Consider the following 18160-nt stretch of genomic DNA (forward strand, 5'->3'; position numbering starts at 1 on the left):
TCGCGATCTCCCCCTACAGTGATCGCATGGACCAGACGATCGTCCACGGGCTCGACGCCGACGATGCGCGCGGGCTGTCGGCCGCCGCCGTCGCCGAGCGGGTCGCCGCGGGGCAGACGAACGCCTTCACCGCCGACAGCAGCCGTTCGGCGTGGAACATCGTCCGCGCCAACGTCTTCACGCTGTTCAACGGCATCGTCGGTGCCTGCTTCCTCGTGCTGCTCCTCCTCGGCCGCTGGCAGGACGCGCTGTTCGGCGTCGCCGCGTTGTCGAACGCCGTCATCGGGTGCGTGCAGGAGTTTCGCGCGAAGGCCGCGCTCGACCGCCTCGCGCTGCTGAACGCTCCGCGGGCGCGCGTGCGGCGCGACGGCGTCGACGCCGAGATCGCTCCCGCCGACGTCGTCCGCGACGATCTGCTCGTCCTGCGCGCGGGCGATCAGGTGCCCGCCGACGCGGTCGTCGTCGATTCCCGGGCGCTGCAGACCGATGAGTCGATGCTGACGGGCGAATCGGATGCCGTCGACAAGAGGCCGGGCGACGAGGCGCTGTCGGGGTCGATCGTCGTCGCGGGCGAGGGGACGGCCCGCGCCACCCGCGTCGGGGCCGAGTCGTACGCCAACGCCTTCGCCAGCGAGGCCAAGAGGTTCCAGCTCGTCTCGAGCGAACTGCGCACGTCCATCGACCGCGTGCTGCGCTGGGTCGGATGGGGGATCGGGCCGATCGGGCTGCTCGTCCTGAACGCGCAGATGATGGTCGCCGGGGGATGGGTGCAGGCGTGGGAGCAGCGCACGTGGTCGCAGGCGGTGGTGAACACGATCGCCGCGCTCACCGCGATGATCCCGCTCGGTCTCGTGCTCATGACGTCGATCGCGTTCGCGGTCGGTGCGGCGCGCCTGGCGCGCAAGAAAGTCCTCGTCAACGAGCTGCCGGCCGTCGAGGGCCTCGCGCGGGTCGACGTCATCTGCCTCGACAAGACCGGGACGCTGACGGCCGGCGAGATCCGTTTCGATGCCGCGCTCGAGCTGCAGTCCATCGGCGGCTGGCGCGATGCCCTGGCCTGGTACGGCGCCGCGGACGACGCGAACGCGACCGCCCAGTGCCTGCGTGACCCTTTCCCCGTCACCGCCCCGCTGACGGCGGCACAGCGCATCCCGTTCTCCTCCGCGCGCAAGTGGAGCGCGGTCTCGTTCACGGGGGCGCCCGGCGGCACCTGGGTGCTCGGAGCTCCCGAGATGGTGTTCGGCGACACCGCGGCGGATGCCACGAGCGAGCTCGGCGCAGCCGTGACGCGTTTGGCGTCATCTGGGCGTCGCACGCTGGTACTCGCCCACGCCGCCGCCGATCTCGACGACACCGACGTCGCGGCGGAGCGCTTTCCGGAGGGTGCGGTCCCGGTCGCCGTGCTGACCTTCGTGGAGGCGGTGCGCCCGGATGCCGCGGAGGCGCTCGCCTACTTCCGGGCGCAGGGTGTGGCCGTGCGCGTCATCTCGGGCGACAACCCCCGCACCGTCGCCGCGATCGCGCGCGAGGTCGGGCTCGACGTCGACGAGGGGTACGACGCGCGCGGCCTGCCGGACGACGACGACGCCCTGGGCCGCGTCCTCGAGGAGTACACGGTGTTCGGCCGTGTCACGCCCGACCAGAAGAAGCGCATGGTGACGGCCCTGCAGGCGCGCGGACACGTGGTGGCCATGACCGGCGACGGCGTCAACGACGCCCTGGCCATCAAGACCGCCGACATCGGCATCGCCATGAACTCCGGCGCGGCGGCCACGAAGGCGGTCGCCCGGCTCGTGCTGCTCGACGGACGGTTCTCGCATCTCCCCTCGGTCGTCGCCGAGGGGCGCCAGGTCATCGCCAACATCGAGCGCGTCTCGATGCTGTTCCTCACCAAGACGGCCTACGCGACCGGGCTCGCCGTGCTGTTCGGCGCACTCGTCATGGAGTTCCCGTTCCTGCCGCGGCAGTTGTCGATCACCGACGGCCTCACGATCGGCATCCCGGCATTCTTCCTCGCGCTGCTGCCGAACACGCAGCGTTACGTGCCCGGATTCCTCCGGCGATCGCTGAGTTTCGCGATTCCGGCCGGGCTCGTCATCGCGATCGCGCTGACCCTGTACACGCGCGCCGCGATGGCGCTCGGGTTGAGTGTCGAGCAGTTGCGTACGGGCGCGACGATCATCCTCGCGATCGTCGCCATCTGGGTGCTCACGGTGCTCTCGCGGCCGGTGACGCGCGTCAAGGTCCTCGTGATCGGCGCGATGTTCGTCGCTCTGACGGCGATCTTCACGATCCCCGCGCTCGGGGAGTTCTTCCAGCTGCGCGATCCGGGCGAGGAGGGTGCCTGGCTCGTCACCGGTGTCGTCATCTCGGCCGTCGGGGCGATCGAGATCGTGCGATTCGTGCACCGCCGGTTCGTGCGTCGCACGCTGCGGGCGGCCGATGCGACGGCGCGGAGCGGCCCGTCGTCTCAGGCGATCGGCGATGGATCCGACGCGGCCGGGGCGGTGCGAGCGAAGTAGCGTCGCGCCGCCGGGGGGATCCAGACGGCGGCGATGACGACGACCGCCGCGAGCAGGGCCACCGCGATCGTGGGGTCGAGCTCGGTCAGCGCGACCGCCAGAATCTGCAGGACCACGAGGAGCGTCAGGTAGGCGGTCAGGAGGTTCCGCGCGAGGCGACTGCCTCGTGCGAGCGACGACCCTCCGGCGACCGTGAGCAGACCCAGCAGGATGGTCGCGGCCCCGACGAGCGAGACGGCGAGAACGTCCGTGGCATCCACCTCGTATCGGGCGAGGAGCACCAGCACGCCGAGAGCGGTGTTCGCGAGCCCGCCGACGTAGACGAGGACCACCGCGACGGTGACGGGGAGGGGTCGGCGGAGATCAACGGTGGGGGTCATGGCTGCCTCATGCTCGGCGGCTCGCGGGAGCCGATGGGGGCCAGCGTAACGGCCGCGTCCAGAGCGGGGGAAGGCGACCGCGCGCGGAATCCCGGCTCAGCGCGTGAGCCAGACCGAGCCGCCCGCACCGTCGGGCAGCGTCACCTCGACGCCGTCTGCGCGCACCACGTCGCGCGAGACGACCTCGAGCTCGTGGCCGACGTCGATGCGCCGGTCGACCAGGGCGCGCAGCAGCGCGGGATCGCGGTCGCTCACGCGCAGCACGCGACCCGAATGACCGGATGCCGCATCGGCGAGGAGCACGAAGGGTTCGCGGTGCACCGCGCCGGTGGCATCCGGGATCGCATCACCGTGGGGGTCGAACCGGGGGCGTCCGAGTCGCTCGTCGATGCCCTCCAGGAGTCGGTCGCTGAGCGAATGCTCGAGCAGGTCGGCCTCGTCGTGCACCTCGTCCCACGTGTAGCGGAACTCACGCACGAGCCACGTCTCGATGAGTCGGTGACGGCGGATGACCGAGGCGGCCCGACGCTGGCCGGCAGCGGTGAGCGACACGGGACCGTAGGGCCGGTGGCTGACGAGCCCCTGTGCCGCGAGCTTCTTGACCATCTCGGTGACGCTCGAGGGGGCGAGGCCGAGCACCGCGGCCAGCTGCGACGGCGTGATCGGGTCGTCCTGCCACTCCGTGTGGTGGTAGATGGCCTTGAGATAGTCGTCGGCCACGGGCGATTCCACGCGTTCAGCCTAACCGCCGGTGAACACCAGCCACAGGAGAACGGCATTCAGCGAGATGAGGAACACCGACGCCGCCACGCCCGCCGCGGTCGTCACCGCGCGGTTGCGATAGGTGCCCAGGACGTCCCGTCGGGCCGTGAGCGCCACCAGCGGCACGAGAGCGAAGGGGATGCCGAACGACAGGACGACTTGGCTCAGGACCAGGGCGAGCGTGGGGTCGATGCCGAGGCCGAGGATGAGGAGCGCGGGGACCAGGGTGACCAGGCGCCGCGCGAGCAGCGGCACCCGGATCCGAAGGAGACCGTGCATGATCTCGGCACCCGCGTACGCGCCCACCGAGGTCGAGGCCAGGCCGCTGGCCAGCAGACCCACCGCGAACAGCGTCGCAACCAACGGTCCGAGGCCGTCGCGAAGAGCCGCGTAGGCGCCCTCGAGGCTGTCGGTGCCGCTGACGCCCGTGAGATTCGCCGCGGCCAGCAGGAGGATCGCGAGATTGACCGTGCCGGCGACGGCGAGCGCGATCGTGACATCCCATCGCGTGGCCCGGAGCAGTCGCGGGGTCGACAGGCCGCGCGCGGCCTCGAGGTTCTCGGGCGTGCTCGGCTGCGGCGGCGCGAAGCGGTCGCGGCTCAGGGCCGAGTGCGCGTAGATGGCGTGCGGCATGATCGTGGCGCCGAGGATCGATGCGGCCAAGAGGACCGACGTGGAGCCCTCGAACCGCGGAACGAGTCCCGAGACCACGCCGCCGGGATCGGGCGGGGCCAGGAACAGCCCGGCGGTGAACCCGACCGCGATGATCAGGAGCAGGCCGATCAGGACCGTCTCGAAGGCACGGGCGCCCCGCCGCGATTGCACCACGAGCAAGCCCATCGAGACGACCCCGGTGATCGCGCCACCCCACAGCAGCGGGATGCCGAACAGCAGATGCAGTGCGACGGCGCCGCCGATGACCTCGGCGACATCGGTGGCCATCGCCACGAGTTCGGCTTGCAGCCAGTACGCCCTCCGCGCCCAGGGCCGCCGGATGCGCCTGCCCAGCACCTGGGGGAGGCTTTCGCCCGTGACGATCCCGAGCTTGGCCGAGAGGTACTGGATCAGCCACGCCATGACGTTGCCGAGCACGACGACCCACACCAGCAGGTACCCGAACACGGCGCCGGCGGTCATGTTGCTCGCGACGTTCCCCGGGTCGAGGTAGGCCACCCCGGCGACCATCGCCGGGCCCAACAACCACAGTGCGCGCCCGGTGCTGCGGCGAGGCGGGGCGACCTCGAGAGTTTTCGGCATGCCGAAACCCTACCGATTTTTCGGCGGGCCGAAAAGCGCTGACGTCCGGCCGCGCGTGGGGGTGGACATGACCCCAATCGCGGACGGACGTCACGACCCGGTCGACCCGCCCAGGGCAAGGGGACGGGCGGGCCGACCGGGCGGTCTCAGCGGTGATCGGTGCCTGTGCCGCGGCTGCCCTCGGAAGCTGCGACTCGGCGTCGACGGAATACGGGCTCGACCGCCGCCATCTCCTCGTCGGTCGCGACCCGGAACGACCCGGCCGCCGCGGTCGTCACCTCGCGGCGACCCTGCCCGCGCGTGGCTCGGAGGCTCGCGACGATCGAGACGGTGATGATGCTCGCCACCACCGCCAGGCTCACGGTCGTCGGGATGTAGAGCACGTCCAGGAGCAGCATCTTGATCCCGACCCAGATGAGCACGAACGCGAGCCCCACCTTCAGGTACACGAACCGGTGGATGAGGTCGGCGAGGAGGAAGTACATCGCCCGGAGTCCGAGGATGGCGAAGGCGTTGGCGGTGAAGACGAGGAACGGCTCCGACGTCACCGCGAAGATCGCCGGGATGGAGTCGACCGCGAACACGATGTCGGTGATCTCCACCAGCACGAGCACGGCCAGCAGGGGCGTAGCCACGACGACGCCGGCTTTGCGGACCAGGAACTTCTGCCCGTGATAGGCGTCGGTCATGGGAACGAACCGCCGGAACACCGCGAGGACGCGGGAACGCTCGGGATGCACGTGCTCGTTCCGGGAGCGGAACATGCGCCACCCGGTGTAGATCAGGAACGCGGCGAACACGTACAGCACCCACGAGAAGTTCTCGATGAGGGCCGCGCCGGCGGCGATGAAGATGCCACGGAAGACCAGCGCCCCCAGGACACCGAGGAACAGCACGCGGTGCTGGTACTCGCGGGGCACGCTGAACGCGGCGAAGATGATCGCCCAGACGAACACGTTGTCCACGGCCAGCGACTTCTCGATCAGGTAGCCGGCGAAGTACTGCTGCCCAAACTCCGCGCCCCACACCGTCCACACGAGGACGCCGAAGGCCACACCGAGCGCGACCCAGACGACAGACCACGCCGCCGCCTCACGGACGGCGATGACGTGTGCCTTCCGATGCGCCACCAGGTCGATGACGAGCATCGCCAGGATGACGCCCAGAACGGCGAACCACGCCCACAGCGGAACACTCATGAAAAAAACCTCCACGAAATCGTGAAGGTCTCATCGGCCTGCGGCCGCCTCGCACCGGAACTCCCTCGAGTTCGTATTGACGATGCGAAGCCGGGATTACTCCCCTTCGAGAGGGATTGCACCACGACGCACGCGGCCATGTCAACGCGCGCGCCACGACGTGGAGGAGGGTCACAGCTACCGGACGGATAGCCTGAACGGGTGACCCCGGCCGACGCGACTCCCGCACATCCGGGCGCGACCCCGAACGGCGCAGAAGACGCAACGTCGGACACCTCGATCCCGGTCGAGGCTTCCCCCGCACCCCTGCACGGCGTCGGGCCGTGGCCCGGCGGACCGGAAGCGTGGCCCGATGATCCGCGTTACGACCGGGAGCTGTTGGCCGAGGGTGACCGTCGCAACGTCGTCGACGCCTACCGCTACTGGACCATGGAAGCGATCGTCGCCGATCTCGACGCTCGGCGGCATCCCTTCCATGTCGCTATCGAGAACTGGCAGCACGATCTCAACATCGGATCGATCGTTCGCAGCGCCAATGCGTTCCTCGCGGCAGAGGTGCACATCATCGGGAAGCGGCGCTGGAATCGACGCGGAGCGATGGTGACCGACCGCTACCAGCACGTCCGTCATCACGAGGATGTCGCGGCCTTCGCCGCGTGGGCGCGCGGAGAGGGGCTGCCGGTTCTCGCGATCGACAACGTCGACGGGTCGGTGCCGGTGGATCGGGCCGAGCTGCCCCGGGCCTGCGTCCTGCTCTTCGGTCAGGAAGGTCCCGGGCTCTCCGCCGAGGCGCTCGCCGCGGCGACCGGTGTGGTCGAGATCACCCAGTACGGTTCGACGCGCTCGATCAATGCGGCGTCAGCGGCCGCGGTCGTCATGTACGAGTGGTGCCGGCGCTGGGCTTGACCCGAGCTGCTCGAAACGGGCCACGCGCTCCGGGCACTCGTCGACCGCCGGCGAGCCGTGGACGCGGCCCGTTCGCAGCAGCAGGAGCGCCGCCCCGAAAAGAACGGCGGCGCTGACGATGACGGACCCCCCGAGGACGACGCCCGAGAACGGCCTCGTCCGGTAGACGAACGCCGAGGTGGTGGCATCCCACTCCTGGTACTCGACGAAGTAAGAGCCGCCCGCGCAGAAGATGACCATCGCCACGATCAGCGCGGCCGGCACGATCAGCGTCGCCGCCACATGCCCCCGCATGCGAACCAGGATAGGGATGCCGGGTGTCGGGCGTGTGACGATTCGGGGAACTTACGATCCGGCGCGCGGATGCACCTCGTAAGCGAACACCGCATCGGTGGTCGAGTCGACGCGGAGTGCGGCGGCGGCCGTGGCATCCCACCGGATGGTCGTCGGCGCGGCCCCGGTCGCCCCGGGGGTGCCGCAGGCGACGTCGATCGCGGTTCCCGCGACTCCGTCAATCTCGACCACAAGGGGTGCTCCGGTGTCGCTCTGGCAGGCGACGACGACGTCCCACGATCCACCGACCGGGTCGAGGTCGACGCTCGCGCCGGCGGGTCCGACGCTCCCGGTACCGCGCGCGACGGCGGGGCTGCCGCCCCGGCCGTTCTCGGGTAGCGCGGTCGCCGCCCACTGCTCGAGCTCGGTCGCGTCGTCGGGGAGCGTCGCCTCGGGCGCGGAGGCCGAGGGCGTACTCGGGGGCAGGGGTGCCGCCGGCGAGGGGGACGAGTCGGACGGCGCGGCCGCACCGGTCGAGGTGCACCCCGCGAGAACGAGCGCCGCCGCGACGAGCAGGGGGGGAAAGGCCACGCGGGCCGAGGACGTCGACCTCATGCCGGCACGGTACGCGCGGCTCCTGGGAGTCGCGTGGACATCGGTGAGACGGCCCCGCGACACGGTCACGCGCCGGCCGTCATCCACGAGCGGCCGCGCACGCGCAGCCCGAGAGTGGCGGCACGCGCCAGCATGTACACGCCGAAGAAGGCTCCCGCGAGCCACGCCAGACCCCCCGCCCCGCCGCCCGCGAGCAGCGCGACGAGGACGAGCGCCGGAATGTACGGCACGAGGTTCAGCACACCCGCGATCGCGAGGTAGCGCGCGTCGCCGGCGCCGATGAGGACGCCGTCGAGCACGAACACGAACGACGCCAGCGGCTGCGCGACGGCTAGGACGAGGAGCGCCGGTTGAATGAGGGCGGCGATCTCGGGATCACCCGTGAAGACGAGCCCGAGGACCCCGGATGCCGCGGCCACCAGGGCTCCGACGGCGACACCGAACCACAGACCCCACGCCACCGTACGGGAGAGGACGTGTCGAGCGCCGGTGGTGTCACCCGCGCCGAGCGACTTGCCCACGAGCGCTTGCGCTGCGATCGCGAGGGCGTCGAGCGCGAAGGCCGCGGTGGAGAAGATGGTGAAGGCGATCTGCCAGCCCGCGAGCTCGGCCGAGCCGAGCCCGGTCGCCACCGCGACGGTGGCGAGAAACGCCGCTCGCAGGCTCAGAGTGCGCAGGAACAGCCAGCCACCAGAGCGGGCCGTTCCGCGGAGCCCGCCCACTTCGGGGCGCAAGGATGCCGCGTGCCGCCGCGCCAGGCGAGTGGCGATCACGACGTACGCGCCCACCATGCCCCACTGCGCGACGACGGTGCCCACCGCCGAGCCGGCGATGCCCCAGCCGAAGCCGTAGATGAACAGCGCGTTGAGCACCGCGTTGACGCCGAAGCCGACCCCGGCGATCCACAGGGGCGTCACGGTGTCCTGCATGCCGCGCAGGAGCCCGGTCGCGGCGAAGACCACGAGCATCGCCGGGAGTCCCCACATCGAGATCGACAGATACACGCGGGCGTTCTCGGCGACGTCGGGGGCAGCCCCGAACACGTCGACCAGCGCGGGGGTCGCCAGGACTCCGACGAGGGCCAGCACCGCGCCGATCGTGAGTGCGAACCACATGCCGTCGATGCCGACCGACACCGCCCGCCCGAACTCGCCGGCCCCGTACCGCCGAGCGACCGCGGGGGTCGTGGCGTAGGCGAGGAACACCATGAGTCCGACGACGGTGTGCAGCACCGCGCTCGCGATGCCCAGCCCGGCCAGCGGTGCCACGCCGAGGTGGCCCACCATGGCGCCGTCGACGATGAGGAACAACGGCTCGGCGACGAGCGCACCCAGCGCGGGGACGGCCAATCGCACGATCGCGCGGTTGAGGTTCGCTGGTGCGGTGGTCACCGTCCGAGCCTACGGTGGACCCCCGACACCGGCCGGGGGGCTGCGGGCGCCAGGACGTCGCGCAGAGCCGGCACCGAGCGGGGGCCTTTATTCTGTCTCCATGACCGAGACCCCCCGCTCCGGTCTCGCGCTCGAAGAACTGAGCGACGAGATCCGCCCCCAGGACGACCTGTTCCGCCACGTGAACGGCCGCTGGCTGGAGCGCACAGAGATCCCCGAAGACAAAGCACGGTGGGGCAGCTTCCACCTCATCGCCGAACAGGCCGAGAAGGACGTGCGCACCATCGTGGAGGAGTCGCAGCAGGCCGAGCCGGGCACCGAGGCCCGCAAGATCGGTGACCTGTTCGCGAGCTTCATGGACACCGCGCGCATCGAGGAGTCGGGGGCGGCGCCGCTGTCCGACCAGCTCGCCCGCGTCGATGCCGTGACCGACGTCCCCGCGTTCCTCGAGCTCGTCGGCGAGCTCGAGCGCGACGGCGTGAGCGGCCTCCTGACCCTGTTCGTCGAGCCCGATCCGGGCGACCCGACCCGGTACGTCCCCGTGATCTACCAGGGCGGCCTGTCGCTCCCCGACGAGAGCTACTACCGCCTCGACAACTTCGCCGACACCCGGGCCGCGTACCGCGCGCACATCGAGCGCATGTTCGCCCTCGCCGGGGTCGCCGAGCCCGCGGCATCCGCCGACCGCGTCTTCGCGCTCGAGACCGAGCTCGCGACACACCACTGGTCGCGTGAAGACAGTCGCGACGCGGTGAAGACCTACAACCTGCGCACGTGGGACGAGATGGTCGGCCTCGCCGGTATCGACCTGGCGCCCTGGCGGGCGGGGGTGGCGCCGGGCCACGAGGGCGCGTTCGCCGAGGTCGTCGTGTACCAGCCGAGCTTCGTCGAGGCGCTGGGCGCACTGCTCGTCGAGGAACGCCTCGAGGACTGGAAGGCGTGGCTGCGGTTCGCCGTCGTGCACTCCGCCGCCGCGTTCCTCTCGGAGGAGTTCGTGGCCGAGAACTTCGCCTTCTACGGCACGCAGCTCACCGGTGTGCCGGTCAACCGGGAGCGGTGGAAGCGCGGCGTGGGCCTGGTCGAAGCCGCGCTCGGCGAGGCCGTCGGAAAGGTGTACGTCGAGCGCCACTTCCCGCCGGCGGCGAAGGATGCCATGGACGTCCTCGTGCAGAACCTCATCGAGGCGTACCGCGAGTCCATCCAGTCGCTGGAGTGGATGACACCCGAGACGCGCGAGCGGGCTCTCGCCAAGCTCGACGCGTTCACGCCGAAGATCGGCTACCCGGTGCGGTGGAAGGACTACTCCGCGCTCGAGATCGACGCGGCCGACCTCGTCGGCAACGTGCGGCGCGCGCATGTCTGGGAGCACGACCGGCAGCTCGCGAAGGTCGGGCAGCCGATCGACCGCGACGAGTGGTACATGACCCCGCAGACGGTCAACGCCTACTACAACCCGCTGATGAACGAGATCGTGTTCCCCGCGGCGATCCTGCAGTACCCCTTCTTCGACGCCGAACGCGACGCCGCCGCGAACTACGGCGGCATCGGCGCGGTCATCGGCCACGAGATCGGGCACGGATTCGACGACCAGGGCAGCCGGTTCGACGGCGACGGGTCGCTCCGCGACTGGTGGACGGATGCCGACCGCGCGGCGTTCGAGGAGCGCACCAAGGCGCTCATCGCCCAGTACGAGGCGCTCGTCCCGCAGGGGCTGAGCGAGGAGCACCACGTCAACGGCGCGCTCACCATCGGCGAGAACATCGGCGACCTCGGGGGCCTCGGCATCGCACTCCGCGCGTACCGGCTGTCGCTCGGCGAGGACGAGCCGGCCGACGGTCCCGTGGTCGACGGGTACAGCGGCATCCAGAGGCTCCTCCTGAGCTGGGCGCAGATCTGGCAGCAGAAGGGCCGGGATGCCGAGACCATCCGGCTCCTGACGATCGACCCGCACTCGCCGAACGAGTTCCGCTGCAACCAGATCGTGCGTAACATCGACGCGTTCTACGACGCGTTCGAGGTCACCGAGGGCGACGCCCTGTGGCTCGACGCGGACCAGCGCGTCACCATCTGGTGAGACGGCGTTTGTTGCTCTTCTGACCCGGAAGGAGCCACGCTCGTGGGCATGCCACCGGTTCCCGAGCCTGCCGCACCCGAGCCCGTCGGAGGGCCCGTGGAGTCGTCACGACGCGACGCCCCGGCCCTCCGCGGCTCGGCACGCAAGGGGCCGCGACGCCTGCCCCGGCGGGCGGCGGCGGGACGGCGGTCGTTCACGACGACGCTCCGCGCGCTCGATGAGCTCGCGGCATCCGGGGCGAAGGTGTCGGTGCGCATCGACGATCTCGACGGCGGTTCCGCGGTGCTGGAGGGCGACGACTTCATCACGCTGCCGGTGGCCGGGCTCGGTGTGGTCCCGTTGCTGATCGAGGTCGCCGCGGCGATCGAGGCGGGGCGGGTCGACGCGCTCGAGATCGTCGACCGCGCCACCGTGCACTCCGCGTCGGCGGGCGGCGTGTGGCAGCACCTCAAGGCTCCCGCGCTGCCGCTGGCCGACGCGGCGGTGCTCGCGGCCTCGGCCGGCGACGCTCTGGCCGCCAACGCGCTGCTGCAGCGCGTGGGGCTACCGGCGGTCCGTTCGCGCATCGAAGAGCTGGGCCTGCGGCGCACCGCGCTGCTCGACCGGTTCCGTGACGACCGCGGCCCCGACGACGCGCCGCACGTCGCACTGTCGACTGCGCGCGAGATGGCGGCGGTCTTCGCGGGGCTCGTCAACTCGACGGTGGTGTCGGCGGGAGTCAGCGCCCAGGTGGCCGAGTGGCTGAGCCTCAATCACGACCTCTCGCTCGTGGCATCCGCCACCGGTCTGGATCCCTTCGCGCACGAGAACGACCGGCACGGGCTGCTGTTCGTCAACAAGACGGGGCGTTCCGAGGGCGTGCGTGCCGAAGCCGGTGTGCTCGGCGGTCCGCGAGCCGGCGTCGCCTACGCCCTGATCGTGAACTTCGACGACCTCTCGATCGCGCACCGGCTCCGTGCGCACGATGCGTTCCGCGTCCTGGGCGTGGAGCTGATGGAGTACGTGTTCTGACGGCCGTCCGTCGGGGTCGGCGACTCGGGGACGGGGGTGGTGCAGCGTTATGCCGCAACGGGCGCGGGAACGCAATCCCTCGTTTCGCAATGCGGCCCGGTGGGACGCTGGTGCCCCGAACACCAGAAAGGACTGGGACGATGTCCGACACCACCGCATCCACCGACCCGTTCGCCAACTCCGCCGGACCCGAAGGCCACTCGATCACCGACTGGACCGACCTCGGTCGCGAGATGTGGTCGTACCTGACCGGCCGCGGTGCCGCGGTCAACTACTCCTTCGTGGACATGACCATCGAGGTTCCGCGCGACATCGGCCCCGACGCGCCGCGTGCCACGTGGAAGCTCAACGGCACCCTCCGGGTCACCACGAGCGACGACACCGCGCCGGGCTCCGACCCGTACCGCGGCAACTGAGGGCGGGCGCCGCCATGGTGCGCCTCGACATCGACCTCGCCTTCTCGGAGCAGAAGACGGGGCAGGATGCCGCGCTCCCGCCGTTCGAGGGCACGATCACCGCCGCGGGGACCGAGGTGCGCGTCACGATCAGTGATCCGTCGCGCCTCCCCGGCAACGGTCGCCGGTCGCTCGCCGAGCTGTCGACGGTGGCCGATGCGCTCGCCAAGCGCGGGATCTCGGTGTGCCTGGAGGGACCGGATGGTCCGATCCTGCACCTCGGCGACGTCAAGAGCAGCCTGTTGCAGCGGGTCGTCACGGGCTCACCGCACATCCGGCTCGGATCGGTCGCGGCGCTGGCGCCGCTGCTCACGCGCCGCAAGGACGGGCAGGCCCTGACGGTGCCGGTGCCGCCCGGCACCCCGCTGCCGCTCGTGCCCACCGTCAACCGTCTCGTGCGGCGCCGCATCACGACGACGCACTACACACCGGGCTCCGGGCGTCCCCGGCTGATCTTCGCGATCGGTTCCGCCAGCTGGGACGGGAAGCCCCCGCGCGAGTTCGATCTGCTGCCGACCAAGACGGTGATCGGGTCGGGCGACGAGGCCGATCTGCGTTTGCCCGGACTCGCCCCGGTGCACGCGGAGATCCGCCACGAGGGCGACGACGAGTACGTCCTGTACGGCTTCGACGTCGTCGGTGGCGGTGGAGCTGCCGCCGAAGGCCGCCGCGGCAATGGACGCATCCTGCGCACCGGCGCGCGAATCGAGCTCGGCGATTGGCGCCTGGCGTACTTCCGCGCCGAGTGGGCGGACCACGGACGGCCGTACGGCGGGCGTGTGGGCGGGGAGTTCGCCCGTCAGCGCAAGCAGCCACCCCGCGGCGGGACGGGGCCGCTGGCCGCGGCATCCGATCCGGACTGAGGGGCCCCGACCCTCATCACGCGAGACTTCATCGCGCCGACAACCGCGCCGCACACGGCGGGGCAGACGTCAGCGCGATGGAGTCTCGTGAGCGAATCACGCCGTGAAGACGATCGTGTGGTTGCCGTGGCGGATGATGCGGTCCTCGGCGTGCCACAGGACGGCGCGCGACAGCACCTGACGCTCGACGTCGGCGCCGCGACGGGCCAGCTCGGCGGCCGAGTCGGCGTGCGTCACGCGGATCGTGTCCTGCTCGATGATCGGCCCCTCGTCGAGGTCGCTCGTGACGTAGTGCGAGGTCGCGCCGATGAGCTTGACGCCCCGCTCCTTGGCCTTCTTGTACGGCTCGGCACCGATGAAGGCCGGTAGGAACGAGTGGTGGATGTTGATCACCGGCACCCCGATCTTCTCGAGGAAGTCGGGCGAGAGGATCTGCATGTAGCGCGCGAGCACGACGAAGTCGACGTTGCCGACGAGCAGTTCCAGGATGCGAGCCTCGGATGCCGACTTGTCGGGGCCCGGCGTCGACGGGACGTGGAAGAACGGAACGCCGAACGAGCGCACGTCCTCGGCGGAGGTGGTGTGGTTCGACACGACCATGGGCACGCTGACCGGGAGGTCGCCGCGGCGGTGGCGCCACAGCAGATCGAGCAGGCAGTGGTCCTGCTTCGACGCGAGGATCGCCATGCGCTTGGGCGTGGACAGGTCGGTGAGCTTCCACTCCAGGTCGAAGCCCTCGCCGAGCGTGCGGTCGAGGTCGGCCTCGATCTCGGGAAGGGATGCCGCGAGGTCGGGCCGGTGGAACACGACCCGCTGGAAGTAGGCCCCGCCCCGCGTCCCGTCGGAGTACTGGTCGAACGCGACGATGTTGCCGCCCTGACGCGCGATGAGCGACGAGACCGCGGCGATGATGCCGGGGGTGTCGCTTCCGTGCACGATGAGGCACGCGTGATCGGGCTGCAGGTGGGGACTCACGGAGACCATCGGACCATTCTGCCGTGCCCGGCTGACCTCCTCGGACACATGCGCCGCGCGGTTCGTGGCGCGGGGCACGGCCCGGAGCGCGGTCGGGAGCCCGGGGGTCACGTGGGGACGATGCCGGCGCGTGGTGTCGGTGCCCACGGCTAGCCTTGTGGATGCCGCTCTCCGTGGCATCCGTCCCCGTTCTCCCACAGGAATCGCCGTGACCACTGCCATTGATCGCCCCGGTTGGCGAACGTGGACCCTGTGGGCCGTCGGGGTCTTGGCGTACGTCGTCTCGATCGTCAACCGCACGTCGCTGTCCGCCGTAGGAGTGGACGCCGCTACCCGGTTCCAGGCGGATGCCTCGGCGCTGTCGATGTTCGCGGTGATCCAGCTCTTCGTCTACGGCGCGATGCAGATCCCGGTGGGTCTACTCCTCGACCGGTACGGCGCGCGCCCCATGATCGCGATCGGCATGGTGCTGATGGCGGCGGGTCAGCTGGTCATGGCGTTCGCCGACGCGGTGGGGATCGGCATCCTGGCGCGCGTGCTCATCGGGGCGGGCGACGCGATGATCTTCCCCAGCGTTCTCCGTGTCATCGCTACGTGGTTCCCGGCCCAGCGCGCTCCGGTGCTGGTCCAGCTGACGGGGATCATCGGGCAGCTCGGCCAGATCGTCGCCGTCGTGCCGCTGGCGGCGCTGCTGCACGCCACCAACTGGAGCGTCGCGTTCGGCAGCGTCGCGGGGCTCGGTGTGCTCTTCGCGGTGCTGACCTACGCGATCATCCGGAACCGGCCGCCGGAGCGGCGGGCCGACCCCGTCGACACCTCCGTCGACACCGAGACCGGCGCGATCCGCATCGTCACCTCGTCGGCCGACCTCCGGCAGGGGTTCCGCGAGTCGTGGTCGCACCCCGGCACGAGGCTCGGGTTCTGGTCGCACTTCACCACACCGTTCGCGGGTACGGCGTTCATGCTGCTGTGGGGTTTCCCGTTCCTGACAGCGGGCGAAGGGCTGGAGCCGGCCACGGCATCGGCGATCATGACGCTGTTCGTGTTCTTCGGCATCCTCAGCGGTCCGGTCATCGGGGCGCTGTCCAGCCGGCATCCTCGGCGTCGCTCGCGCTGGCTCGTACTCCCGACCGTGGGGTTCCAGGCGATCGTGTGGATCGTCGTGATCGCGTGGCCCGGACCCGCCCCCCTGTGGCTGCTGATCGTGCTGATGTTCGCGCTCGCGACCGGCGGCCCGGCATCCATGATCGCCTTTGACCACGCTCGCACGTTCACGCCGAGCCACCGCCTGAGCACCGCCACCGGAATCGTCAACGGCGGCGGGTTCCTGGCCGCGCTGCTGGCGATCCTGTTCATCGGTGTCGCCATGGACGTCCAGGGCGCCGGCACCCCCGAGACGTACTCCCTGGATGCCTTCCGCTGGGCGTTCCTCTCGCAGGTGCCGCTGTGGCTGGTCGGGAGCATCGGGATCGTCGTGGAGCGCGCCCGCACCATCCGCCACGTCGGCGGCTAGTCGCCGCGCCGCGCGGTGGTGCGCGTCCCACTTCGTGCAACGTCGGCCGGGCGGGGCTGCACGCATGGGGACATGCGGGGCGCTCGCGTGACACGGCGGCGCTTCGAGCGAGGAGTGCCCCCGAAGTGGATGCCAGACTCGACGCGTGAGTGAGATCGACATCCGCCCGCTGGACACCCTCGACGGCATCCTCGCGGGGGCGCAGCTGTTCGATGAAGTGTGGGTCGGTGATCGTGCGACCATGCCGGCGAACATCCTGCGGGCACTCGAGCACTCGGGGAACTACGTCGTCGGGCTGTACGACGGCGATCGGATGATCGGGGCGTCCGCGGCCTTCTTCGGCCCGCCCGCCGACCGCACGATGCACTCGCACATCACCGGCATCCTGCCCGGCCACCAGGGACGGGGGCTCGGACGCCAGCTGAAGGCGCACCAGCGCGAGTGGGCGCTCGAACGGGGAGTCGGACGCATCACGTGGACGTTCGATCCGCTCATCCGCCGGAATGCGCACTTCAACCTCGCCGTGCTCGGCGCAAGCGCCACCGAGTACCTCGTCAACCACTACGGCGAGATGCCGGACGACGTCAATCGCGGCGACGAGTCCGACCGGCTGCTGGTGTCGTGGGCGCTGGCCGAGCCGCCCGCACCCACGCCGACCGGCGACGCCGTTCGCGCGGTCGTGGACCTCCCCGACGACATCGAGACCTTGCGCCGCACCGACCCGGCGGCCGCCGCCGAGTGGCGCTCCCGCGTGCGTCATGCGCTGCGGGGGCACCTGGCATCCGGTCTGCGGATCGGCGGCGTCGATCGGCGAGGGTATCTGCTCGTGTGAGCTCAGCCGTCCGAGACGGGAACGTCCTCCTCGGCGGCAGGGTCGCCCTGGCCGGGGCCCGGGCGCACCGCCGCGTCGTCGCGCACGTCGATGCGGGTGACGCCGTCGCGCTTCGTGACGTCGAAGCGGGGTGCCGCGTCGGCTTCCGTGGACTTCGGGGCGCTCGTCAGCTGGTCGTGACGGTTCTCTTCGAAGCTCTTGTCGTCGCTCATCGCGTCCTCACTGTCCCGCCGAACGCCACGCGTCCGACTCCATGTGCGATCCCGCCTGCGGGCCCATCTGCAGCATCCCGCCGTCGACGACCCAGCTCGCCCCGGTGACGTATGAGCCCGAGGGCGACGCGAGGAACCGGATGACGTCGGCGATCTCGTCGGGCTTGCCGGGGCGGCCGAGCGGGATGCCGGGGCGGTGGGTGCGGTCGGCATCCTCGGGCGCCATGTCGTTGATGGGCGTGGCGATCTCGCCCGGTGCGACGGCGTTGGCGGTGATGCCGTACTGCCCGAGCTCGAGGGCCATGGTCTTGATGAGGCCGCCCAAGCCGTGCTTCGCGGCCACGTACGGCGCCGACCCGACGCGCGGCTGGTGCTCGTGCACGCTCGACACGGCGATGAGGCGGCCGCCGTTGCCGGCCGTCACCATGCGCTTGGCCGCGGCGTGCAGGGCGAGGAATGCTCCGTCGAGGTTCAGCGCGATGTCGGTGCGCCAGGTGTCGAGGTCGAGGTCGAGGAAGGGGCCGCCGATGCCGCCGCCGGCGTTGTTGACGAAGACATCGAGGCCGCCGAGCTCATCGGCCATGGCGGTGACCGCGCCGGGCACCGACTCGAAGTCGGTCGCATCGAACTGCGCGACGATCGCGCGGCCGCCGCGAGCCCGCACGCCCTCGGCCGTCTCCTCGGCGCCGTCTTTATCGGAGTGGTACGTGATGGCGACGTCCATGCCGGCCTCGGCGAGCGCGAGCGCGGTGGCCGCGCCGATACCCGAGTCCGAACCGGTGACGATCGCGTGGCGGGGAGTGAAGTCGCTCATGCCCGCGACGCTACGCGCGCGCGGCCCGGTGTCGAGCGGCCTTGCCAGGCGACGCGCGAGGCGTTACGGCGGCACAACTCCGGCAAAACGGCGGGGTCGTGGCATC

Annotated in this window: 18 protein-coding genes; 8 read left to right on the forward strand and 10 right to left on the reverse strand. The window is 70.8% G+C overall.

What is annotated here, in order from left to right; translation table 11 throughout:
- The first annotated feature begins 26 nt into the window (after positions 1-26).
- Positions 27-2522 (forward strand): HAD-IC family P-type ATPase, encoded by a 2496-nt coding sequence (locus MHY30_RS04765; protein WP_239275552.1) that lies wholly within the window; start codon positions 27-29, stop codon positions 2520-2522.
- On the opposite strand, the gene MHY30_RS04770 is transcribed toward MHY30_RS04765, so the two are convergent.
- The 4 genes from MHY30_RS04770 to MHY30_RS04785 all read right to left on the reverse strand — a co-directional run bounded on the left by MHY30_RS04770 (position 2471) and on the right by MHY30_RS04785 (position 6120).
- A complete protein-coding gene (locus tag MHY30_RS04770) occupies positions 2471-2902 on the reverse strand; it encodes a hypothetical protein (RefSeq protein ID WP_239275554.1) in 432 nt (143 codons plus the stop codon). The two genes, MHY30_RS04765 and MHY30_RS04770, sit on opposite strands and share 52 nt — an antisense overlap.
- Before the next feature lie 96 nt (positions 2903-2998).
- Positions 2999-3634, reverse strand: coding sequence for a metal-dependent transcriptional regulator (locus MHY30_RS04775; protein WP_239275556.1), 636 nt, complete (start codon positions 3632-3634; stop codon positions 2999-3001).
- A gap of 9 nt (positions 3635-3643) precedes the next feature.
- Positions 3644-4921, reverse strand: coding sequence for an Nramp family divalent metal transporter (locus MHY30_RS04780; protein ID WP_239275558.1), 1278 nt, complete (start codon positions 4919-4921; stop codon positions 3644-3646).
- A gap of 146 nt (positions 4922-5067) precedes the next feature.
- A complete protein-coding gene (locus tag MHY30_RS04785; protein WP_239275560.1) occupies positions 5068-6120 on the reverse strand; it encodes a TerC family protein in 1053 nt (350 codons plus the stop codon).
- 279 nt (positions 6121-6399) lie between these two features.
- On the opposite strand from MHY30_RS04785, the gene MHY30_RS04790 reads away from it, so the two are divergent.
- Complete coding sequence (locus tag MHY30_RS04790) at positions 6400-7026, forward strand: RNA methyltransferase (protein WP_239275701.1); 627 nt, start codon at positions 6400-6402, stop codon at positions 7024-7026.
- Here MHY30_RS04790 and MHY30_RS04795 read toward each other — a convergent pair.
- From MHY30_RS04795 to MHY30_RS04805, 3 genes are all read right to left on the reverse strand, one after another.
- Positions 6979-7320 (reverse strand): hypothetical protein, encoded by a 342-nt coding sequence (locus MHY30_RS04795; RefSeq protein ID WP_239275562.1) that lies wholly within the window; start codon positions 7318-7320, stop codon positions 6979-6981. The genes MHY30_RS04790 and MHY30_RS04795 overlap by 48 nt on opposite strands.
- A gap of 51 nt (positions 7321-7371) precedes the next feature.
- Positions 7372-7914: a hypothetical protein gene (locus tag MHY30_RS04800; protein WP_239275564.1), complete on the reverse strand. Its 543-nt coding sequence runs from the start codon at positions 7912-7914 to the stop codon at positions 7372-7374.
- A gap of 65 nt (positions 7915-7979) precedes the next feature.
- Positions 7980-9305, reverse strand: a complete 1326-nt coding sequence (locus MHY30_RS04805; RefSeq protein ID WP_239275566.1) for an MATE family efflux transporter — start codon at positions 9303-9305, stop codon at positions 7980-7982.
- Positions 9306-9405: 100 nt separating this feature from the next.
- On the opposite strand from MHY30_RS04805, the gene MHY30_RS04810 reads away from it, so the two are divergent.
- The 4 genes from MHY30_RS04810 (at position 9406) to MHY30_RS04825 (ending at position 13708) form a co-directional block, all read left to right on the forward strand.
- Positions 9406-11379: a M13 family metallopeptidase gene (locus MHY30_RS04810; protein ID WP_239275568.1), complete on the forward strand. Its 1974-nt coding sequence runs from the start codon at positions 9406-9408 to the stop codon at positions 11377-11379.
- Positions 11380-11427: 48 nt separating this feature from the next.
- Positions 11428-12390 carry a serine hydrolase gene (locus tag MHY30_RS04815; RefSeq protein WP_275438037.1) on the forward strand — a complete coding sequence of 321 codons (963 nt, stop codon included), beginning with the start codon at positions 11428-11430 and terminating at the stop codon, positions 12388-12390.
- A 140-nt stretch (positions 12391-12530) separates the two neighbouring features.
- The gene (locus MHY30_RS04820) at positions 12531-12806 is read left to right on the forward strand and encodes a hypothetical protein (protein WP_239275571.1); all 276 of its coding nucleotides are present in this window, start codon (positions 12531-12533) and stop codon (positions 12804-12806) included.
- A gap of 14 nt (positions 12807-12820) precedes the next feature.
- A complete protein-coding gene (locus tag MHY30_RS04825; RefSeq protein WP_239275573.1) occupies positions 12821-13708 on the forward strand; it encodes an FHA domain-containing protein in 888 nt (295 codons plus the stop codon).
- 96 nt (positions 13709-13804) lie between these two features.
- Here MHY30_RS04825 and purU read toward each other — a convergent pair whose 3' ends face one another.
- Complete coding sequence (gene purU / locus MHY30_RS04830) at positions 13805-14692, reverse strand: formyltetrahydrofolate deformylase (RefSeq protein ID WP_239275575.1); 888 nt, start codon at positions 14690-14692, stop codon at positions 13805-13807.
- 199 nt (positions 14693-14891) lie between these two features.
- Here purU and MHY30_RS04835 point away from each other — a divergent pair, with 199 nt between their 5' ends.
- The gene (locus MHY30_RS04835) at positions 14892-16196 is read left to right on the forward strand and encodes a nitrate/nitrite transporter (protein ID WP_239275577.1); all 1305 of its coding nucleotides are present in this window, start codon (positions 14892-14894) and stop codon (positions 16194-16196) included.
- A 145-nt stretch (positions 16197-16341) separates the two neighbouring features.
- A complete protein-coding gene (locus MHY30_RS04840; RefSeq protein WP_239275579.1) occupies positions 16342-17028 on the forward strand; it encodes a GNAT family N-acetyltransferase in 687 nt (228 codons plus the stop codon).
- 2 nt (positions 17029-17030) lie between these two features.
- On the opposite strand, the gene MHY30_RS04845 is transcribed toward MHY30_RS04840, so the two are convergent.
- Positions 17031-17240: a multidrug transporter gene (locus MHY30_RS04845; protein WP_239275581.1), complete on the reverse strand. Its 210-nt coding sequence runs from the start codon at positions 17238-17240 to the stop codon at positions 17031-17033.
- Positions 17241-17247: 7 nt separating this feature from the next.
- The gene (locus tag MHY30_RS04850; protein WP_239275583.1) at positions 17248-18054 is read right to left on the reverse strand and encodes an SDR family oxidoreductase; all 807 of its coding nucleotides are present in this window, start codon (positions 18052-18054) and stop codon (positions 17248-17250) included.
- Between the last annotated feature and the right edge of the window lie 106 nt (positions 18055-18160).

The sequence above is a fragment of the Microbacterium sp. ACRRU genome, assembly GCF_022346945.1.
Classification (GTDB): domain Bacteria; phylum Actinomycetota; class Actinomycetes; order Actinomycetales; family Microbacteriaceae; genus Microbacterium; species Microbacterium mcarthurae.

Bases quoted from the DNA above. Each gene is read 5' to 3' on its own strand.
- MHY30_RS04765 (WP_239275552.1), top strand. From the start codon at position 27: ATGGACCAGACGATCGTCCACGGGCTCGACGCCGACGATGCGCGCGGG.
- MHY30_RS04770 (WP_239275554.1), bottom strand. From the start codon at position 2,902: ATGACCCCCACCGTTGATCTCCGCCGACCCCTCCCCGTCACCGTCGCG.
- MHY30_RS04780 (WP_239275558.1), bottom strand. From the start codon at position 4,921: ATGCCGAAAACTCTCGAGGTCGCCCCGCCTCGCCGCAGCACCGGGCGC.
- MHY30_RS04785 (WP_239275560.1), bottom strand. From the start codon at position 6,120: ATGAGTGTTCCGCTGTGGGCGTGGTTCGCCGTTCTGGGCGTCATCCTG.
- MHY30_RS04795 (WP_239275562.1), bottom strand. From the start codon at position 7,320: ATGCGGGGGCATGTGGCGGCGACGCTGATCGTGCCGGCCGCGCTGATC.
- MHY30_RS04800 (WP_239275564.1), bottom strand. From the start codon at position 7,914: ATGAGGTCGACGTCCTCGGCCCGCGTGGCCTTTCCCCCCCTGCTCGTC.
- MHY30_RS04810 (WP_239275568.1), top strand. From the start codon at position 9,406: ATGACCGAGACCCCCCGCTCCGGTCTCGCGCTCGAAGAACTGAGCGAC.
- MHY30_RS04815 (WP_275438037.1), top strand. From the start codon at position 11,428: ATGCCACCGGTTCCCGAGCCTGCCGCACCCGAGCCCGTCGGAGGGCCC.
- MHY30_RS04820 (WP_239275571.1), top strand. From the start codon at position 12,531: ATGTCCGACACCACCGCATCCACCGACCCGTTCGCCAACTCCGCCGGA.
- MHY30_RS04825 (WP_239275573.1), top strand. From the start codon at position 12,821: ATGGTGCGCCTCGACATCGACCTCGCCTTCTCGGAGCAGAAGACGGGG.
- purU (WP_239275575.1), bottom strand. From the start codon at position 14,692: ATGGTCTCCGTGAGTCCCCACCTGCAGCCCGATCACGCGTGCCTCATC.
- MHY30_RS04845 (WP_239275581.1), bottom strand. From the start codon at position 17,240: ATGAGCGACGACAAGAGCTTCGAAGAGAACCGTCACGACCAGCTGACG.
- MHY30_RS04850 (WP_239275583.1), bottom strand. From the start codon at position 18,054: ATGAGCGACTTCACTCCCCGCCACGCGATCGTCACCGGTTCGGACTCG.